General features: G+C 64.5%; 5 protein-coding genes. All 5 read left to right on the top strand.

The annotated features are described in order from the left end of the window. Window positions 1-498 precede the first annotated feature (498 nt). Window positions 499-1188, top strand: coding sequence for a hypothetical protein (locus QZ409_RS12325; RefSeq protein ID WP_296711520.1), 690 nt, complete (start codon window positions 499-501; stop codon window positions 1186-1188). Window positions 1189-1270: 82 nt separating this feature from the next. Beyond that, a complete protein-coding gene (locus QZ409_RS12320) occupies window positions 1271-1483 on the top strand; it encodes a hypothetical protein (protein WP_296711516.1) in 213 nt (70 codons plus the stop codon). A 371-nt stretch (window positions 1484-1854) separates the two neighbouring features. Then, entirely contained in the window at window positions 1855-3657 is a 1803-nt protein-coding gene (locus tag QZ409_RS12315; RefSeq protein ID WP_296711513.1) for a tyrosine-type recombinase/integrase, read from the top strand. Continuing rightward, window positions 3650-4738 carry a hypothetical protein gene (locus QZ409_RS12310; protein WP_296711508.1) on the top strand — a complete coding sequence of 363 codons (1089 nt, stop codon included), beginning with the start codon at window positions 3650-3652 and terminating at the stop codon, window positions 4736-4738. The genes QZ409_RS12315 and QZ409_RS12310 overlap by 8 nt, the downstream gene beginning before the upstream one ends. Before the next feature lie 11 nt (window positions 4739-4749). After that, window positions 4750-6372, top strand: a complete 1623-nt coding sequence (locus QZ409_RS12305) for a recombinase family protein (protein ID WP_296711503.1) — start codon at window positions 4750-4752, stop codon at window positions 6370-6372. Window positions 6373-6469: the final 97 nt, after the last annotated feature.

Raw genomic sequence — 6469 nt, 5'->3', positions numbered from 1 at the left:
TCCTTCCTGAGTGGGGTTGAACGACCCTCAAATCTCAGGACGGGCTGCCCGTCGCGCCATCGCTATCCTATCGGCTTGCTACCCGCCGTCGCGGCTCACGCCCCCGCGCAGCGGGCCGGAGCGGAGCGACTTCGTGCTATGACGCAACCCTGCCGTTGGACCTTCGACCGGTCTACGTCCGAGACCAGTCCTTCGCTCGTGGGCCACAGTCAGGCCATCTTCGCCCTTGCCGACGGCGACGACGGTCTTCCGCTTTCCGCCCAACGAGACAGTCGCCGACCGGGAGCAGAAGTCGGCCTCGAGCCGACACGCGTGATGTGGTGTCTCGGAACAAGAATGATGTGAACATTTCTAACTTTCTGGCGTGGCTATCGGTGAGTTGACCGGCCATCAGGGGCGTCTAACCTCGAGGGCATGCAACTTGATTCCGAACAGCACGCCTGGATTCAAAAAATTCTGGCCCGGACTGGGGTGACGGCGCCAGAGGCGGCGGCGGCTTTGGCGCGGAATGTGGCCACAACGATGTCGGATTTTACGACCGGACGGGAAGGGGGCGACCTGACCTTTCGGAAAATCCATGACCGTCTGCGCAAGTTGTGGCGACTGGCGGACGAGGCGGACCCTGAGATCGGAATTATTCGTGGCAAACTCAGAACCCTGCCGAAGGCGACGCTGAACACGATCGAAACGCGTGCTGAGAGGCTTTGGCCGATAATTTTCAGCGAGCCGGCTCCCATCGTATCGCGCCCCGGATGGCTGTGCGACGCGCCGAAGGAGAAGCTCGCGGAGATTGTTCGAAGGAGCATCGCCGGTGGAGGCGTGGTTATTCCCGGTCGTCGCAGGGGGCCGTATAAGCGCTCGCAGCCCAGATACGAGCCCCTCATTTTCGGCGTCGCGCGCGGGGCGAGAGTTCCGTCAGAAGCCACGCCGATAGAGGGCGCCCGCGTTGTGAAGCCGGACGTCATCGCCAATGGCCGCCCGCGAGACGATGAGGCGATTGTGCTGATCATGTGGCTGGCGGTGAATTGGCTCGAGGCAATGGAGCAGACCCCGGCGCCAGGGCGCAGCGATAAGACGCCGTTCGGCGAACTCGTCCACCAGGTCTTTAGCTGGTTGAAGCTGCCCGATTCGACAGGGGCGTTGCGGCGGTATTGGGACGAGTACAAGAGCGGCCAACGGGGATCCTGAAGGCCTGGTCTTCGATGCAACGGATTTTGCTGGCGCCGGGTTTTCGCCAGTTCGCAGACGGGAACGCCCCTAAATTGCGGCCATGTCCACCGTCCCGCCGCCCGAATCCTCCTCCTCCGCCGCCGACGCCCAAGTCGCCGAGGTCGCGCTGGCGCGGCTCGTGCGCGCGCTGGCCCGACAGGCGGCGCGGGAAGAGTTTAATGGGCGATCGGAAGGCGACGCCGTTCTCTCTGACCGCGAGCCGCCGCCGGCGGAATCCAGGCCGCAATTCAATTCGGAAGCGGTCGACGAATGAGCGCGCCGCCTCCAACGCCCGGATCGGGCCCCCGTCTTTTCAGCGTCGTCGTTGTCGCCGACCGACTGGGCCTGTCGGTGAAGACGGTGCGGCGGATGATCACGCGCGGGGATCTGCCGGCGCATCGGATCGGCAAACTGCTTCGCGTTAGTGAGCAGGACCTTGAGACGCTCTTGGCCCACACCAGAAACACACGATCAATGTAAGTGGCCACACATAAACAAACGTGATTTCGTATTTTACGTATCAATACAATATAGATGCCATTTATATCGCTAGTGACTGTGTTTTATAAAGTTGACTTGCAATTTTATGCTTGCGTTATCACGAATGTCACCGTAATGTCCACTAGCGGACACTGGAGTCCACACATGTCCACCAACGCGGCCTCACTAGCGCCACTGCCCCGTCCAGCTGACGTCTTCGAGCCCGGCCTCGAGCCGATCGCACCCACTCTCTCGTGGCCTTCGTCAGAATCGCCGCAGGCTTCAGTAATTCCCGCCAATCCCCAGCGCGCGCCGGCGACCCTGGGCGAAGTCCTCGCCCGCCTCGCGCAGAGGGCCGACCTGCCGCGCCAACGGCGTCACGATTTGAGTTCCGCCGTCCGCAAGGTCGCAGGCCTGATCGGCGTGCCGGCGACCGACATCCCCGCCGATGCGGCGGTGCTGCGCAGCCGGCTGTCGCTGCTGACGCCCGCCGGCGCCGGCATGACCGCGCGCCGGTTGAAGAACGTTCGCGCGCTGCTGACCGCGGCGCTCGACCTGACGGGCGCCAAGATCGTGCGGCGGCGCAGCCTCTACGATTTGGCGCCGTGCTGGAAGGACCTGCTGGCGCGTGTCGACGATCGCTACGACCGCGCGCGGCTGTCCAGGTTCTTCGGCTATGCGTCGGCCCAGGGACTCCCGCCCGATCACATCAACGACGAGGTCGTCGCCCGTTTCGCCGAAGGCCTTCGCGACAACTCGCTGGTCGAGCGCCAGACGCAGATCGTGCGTGATGTCTGTTTGACCTGGAACCGCTGCGTCGCCGCCGTCGAGGGCTGGCCGAACGTCTGCCTGAGCGTTCCCGACCGCCGGCGCAATTACGCCCTGCCCGTCGCGGCCTATCCCAAATCCTTCGCCGATGATCTCGATGCCTATCTGACGCATCTCGCCGGCGACGACCTGTTCGCGGAGACCGGTCGGCGCCCCGCCAGCCCGACGACGCTCAAGGACGTTCGTCTGCGCGTTTTGCAGATCGCAGCCGCCCTGGTTCATTCCGGACGCCCGCCCGACACGATCTTGAGCCTCGCAGACCTCGTCACCAAAGAGGCGATGAAGATTGCGCTCAATTTCTTCTGGGTGAGAAACGGCAAGCGCAAGACCGGGCAGATCCACAATTTCGCGCTGACGGCGATCAAGATCGCCAAGTATTGGGTTGAGGCGCCGATGACACAGGTAAACGCGCTGCAGGTCATCCGGCGCCACGTGGATCCGGGCGGATCCGGCATGACCGTGCGCAATCGCGCGCGCCTGCGCCAGTTCGACGATCCCGAGAACCTGCGGCGACTGATCGATATGCCCGATGCGATCTTTGCCAGGCTGCCGAAGTCGGGTGCGGTGAGCTACGTCGACGCCGTCAGGCTTCAATCCGCGCTCGCGGTCGCGACTCTTCTTGTCGCGCCGATGCGGATAAAGAATCTCGCCTCGCTTCGGTTCGACCGTCACCTGGTCCAAACCCGGATCGGCGGCGTGCGCCACATCGTCATTCCGGCGCAGGAGGTGAAGAACCGCGAGGCGCTCACTTTTGAAGTTTCGGCCAATCTCGGCGAACTTCTGGACGCCTATCTCGCGCGCGGCCGGCCGGTCCTGGCCGAGGACGCCGGCGGCTTTCTGTTTCCGGCGCGCCAGGGCGGCGCCAAGACGCCCGCGCAACTCGCCGCGCAGATCAAGCGGACGATCGCCCAGGAAACAGGGGTCGATCTTAATGCTCACGCCTTCCGGCATCTCTTGGCGACGCTGTTCCTGCGGGAAAACCCCGGCGAATATGAAACGGCCAAGCAGTTCCTCGGCCACAAGAGCCTCGCGACGACGGTAAAGTCCTATTGCGGAGTCGAGCAGAGCGACGCCCTGCGCCGTCTCGACGCCTTGATTGATCGTCACCGCACCAGGGATGGGGCGCCTCGTCATGCATGACTATCGTCGTTTGCCACTCGAAGACTGGCCTGCACGCGATCGCGCGCTCTGGACCGAGGGCGTCGAAGCCAAAGGCCTGTTTGACGCCGCCGGCGCCGGCGCCAACTGGTCGGCGCCGTCGCGGCGCAAAACCGCGGGCGGCTACGGCTACTGGCTGTCCTGGCTGCAGGCGCGCGGCGCGTGCGACCCCAATCTCGCCCCCGCGGAACGGGTGACGCCTGAACGCGTCGCGGCCTATGTCGCGGAGCTTCGCTCTCAGCACGCGGACTATACGGCGCTCTGTAGAATCCAGGAATTGCTTGATGCGCTGCGCGTTCTGGCCCCCGACAAGGACTGGAAATGGCTGACGCAGGTCTATCGCAATCTTCGCGCGCGAGCCCAACCGGCGCGAGACAAGCTGTCCCGCCTAAAACCGATCGACGAACTCGCCGCCCTTGGCGAACGGGTCATGGACGAAGCCGAGGCGGCTCTCGATTGGTCGGCCAGGCGTCGGGCTGTTCATTTTCGCGACGGCCTGATGATCGCTGTGCTGGCCTATCGGCCGGTGCGGATCAAGAACCTCGCGGCGATGCGGCTTGGCCAGCAACTGCAGAAGATTTCCGGGAACTGGTGGATCCTGTTCGCCGCCGATGAGACCAAGTCTCATCGCGCCTATGAGGCCCTCTTTCCGCTGGCTCTGCTGCCGCGGCTGCAGCGCTATCTCGATCTTCACCGGCGTGTTCTGCTGCGCGGCGAAAGCGGCGGCGCCGAGGCCGATATCGACGCGCTCTGGGTTTCCGAAGTCGGCACCCAGCTCGAGACCGGCGCGCTGGCGAGGCGGATCGTCAATCACACCAAAACAGCCTATGGGAAAAGCGTGCCGCCGCATTGGTTCCGCGACGCCGCGGCGACCTCGATCGCCGTGGACAATCCCCGCCATGTCGGCGATGCTCACCTCGTTCTCGGCCATGCCGGGCTCGAGACGACGCAGAAGCATTATAATCAGGCCAGAAGCCTGCAAGCGTCGCGTCGGCAGGCGGAGACCCTGGCGCGCCTGCGCGCTGCTCTCGACGCCGGCAATATCTCCGGCAAAACCCGTTGAGGGCCCCTCTTATGCGCGCCGCCATTTACGCCCGCTATTCCTCGGATCAGCAACGCGAAGCCTCGATCGAGGACCAGATTCGTCTCTGCAAGGAGAGAATCACCAAGGAGGGCTGGACACTGGTCCAGGTCTTCCGCGATTCCGCGATGAGCGGGGCGACGACGCTCCGGCCTGGCTACCAGGCGATGCTCGAAGCTGTGCGCGAAGCGGGGTTCGATGTCATCGTCGCCGAGGCGCTCGATCGTCTGTCGCGCGATCAAGAGGACGTCGCCGCGCTGTTCAAACGCCTGCAATTTGCCGGGATCAAACTCATCACGCTCGCCGAAGGCGAGATTGGCGCCCTCCATATCGGCCTGAAGGGCACGATGAATGCGCTCTTCCTGAAGGATCTCGCCGACAAGGTGCGGCGCGGCCTGAGGGGACGGATCGAGGACGGCAAGTCGGGCGGCGGCAATTCCTATGGCTATGATGTCGTCAGGACGTTCGACGCCGAAGGCGAACCGATCCGAGGCGAGCGTAGAATCGATCCGGTCGAAGCCGAGATCATCAAGGAGATTTTCGCCCGATACGCCGCCGGCGCCTCGCCGCGGAAAATCGCGATGGATTTGAACGCGCGCGGCGTCAGCGCGCCGCGCGGCGGGACCTGGAGCGGGAGCACACTCAACGGCAACCGCGCCCGCGGCACGGGCGTCCTGAACAACGAGATGTATATCGGCCGGCTGGTGTGGAACCGGCTTCGCTACGCCAAGGATCCAGAGACCGGCAGGCGCCGCTCCCGCGCGAACGAAGACGAAGCTGTCATTACGACCGAAGCGCCGGAACTGGCCATCGTGTCCAACGAGGTCTGGAATGCGGTCAAGGCGCGACAGGCCGCGCTTGGAAAGGGCCGATCTCGGCACGGGGACGGAAAGGGAGCCGCGGTTGACGACGCTCCGGCGCCATTCTGGTCGAAGCAGCGACCGCGTTATCTGTTTTCGGGACTGATGCGCTGCGGCGTTTGCGGCGGCGGCTTTTCCAAGATCAGCGCCGCGCATTTCGGGTGCTCGACCGCGCGCAACAAAGGCGAAAGCGTCTGCGCCAACCGGCTGACGATCCGCCGCGACGTGCTGGAGGCCACGGTCATGGATGGCCTCCGCCATCGGCTGATGGACCCTGCCCTGTTCAAGGCCTTCGCGCAGGAGTTCACGGCGGAATGGAATCGTCTGCAGGCGGACGCCGGCGCCAGTCTGGCCCAACCGCGCGCCGAACATGAACGCGTGAATCGGCAGATCGAGCGGCTCGTCGACGCCTTGGCCGAAGGCGAGCCTGCGGCGCGCGTCACACAAAAACTGCGCGAACTCGAGCGCCGCCGCCTCGACCTCGAAGCGGAACTCGCGACCGCCACGGCGCCCGCGCCGCGACTGCATCCCAATCTCGCCGAAGTCTATCGCCGCAAGGTCGAGGATTTGCAGGAGGCTTTGGCCGACCAGGAAGCCGGCACCGCGCGCGAGCTGGTGCGCGGCCTCGTCGAGGCGATCGTCCTGGTTCCGGAAAGTGGTCGCCTGCGGGTCGCGGTGCGCGGCGAACTCGGCGCGATTCTGCGGCTTTCGGGGTATCCATCCGGCGTAGCACGCAGGCGGCCGGCATCAGGTTGATCGCCTCGCCAGGATCGTCGGATCGTCTTTGTGCATTTTGATGAGGTCGATCAGGTTCTCGATGCCGAAATCGGTGAAGGCCATCTCGCCATCTTCG

Source organism: Rhodoblastus sp., from assembly GCF_019449565.1.
In the GTDB taxonomy this organism is placed as follows: domain Bacteria; phylum Pseudomonadota; class Alphaproteobacteria; order Rhizobiales; family Beijerinckiaceae; genus Rhodoblastus.
The sequence above is the reverse complement of the archived record's forward strand: the minus strand, read 5'-3'. Positions and strand labels throughout refer to the sequence as shown.